A 393-nucleotide genomic window follows, 5' to 3' on the forward strand; every position below is an offset into this window, starting at 1 on the left:
GTCGTAGCGGGCGCGTATCTCCTCGCGGGACATGCCCATGGCGAGCCCGCCGAGGTGGACGTTGCGCTCGCCGGTCAGGTCGCGCATCAGGGCCGCGTTGACGCCGAGCAGGGAGGGCTGGCCGTCGGTGTAGATGCGGCCGTTCTCCACCGGGAGCAGCCCGGCGACGGCTTTGAGCAGGGTCGACTTGCCCGAGCCGTTGGTGCCGATCAGCCCGATCGCCTCGCCCCGGTACGCCACGAAGGAGACCTCGCGCACGGCGTGCACCGTGCGCACACCGGACGCCTTCTCGGTCTGCCTGCGGCGCAGCATGCGGTTGAGGGCGGCGGTGGCGGAGCCGCGTCCGGCGCCGGTGCCGTTGACCCGGTAGACGATGTCGACGCGGTCCGCGAC

Annotated in this window: 1 protein-coding gene; it reads right to left on the minus strand. The window is 72.5% G+C overall.

Going from position 1 to position 393, the window contains the following annotated elements:
* On the minus strand, positions 1-393 hold a 393-nt coding region (locus KYY02_RS33780; RefSeq protein WP_371244921.1), incomplete at both ends, for an ATP-binding cassette domain-containing protein.

The organism is Streptomyces pimonensis, assembly GCF_041380215.1.
GTDB lineage: Bacteria > Actinomycetota > Actinomycetes > Streptomycetales > Streptomycetaceae > Streptomyces > Streptomyces pimonensis.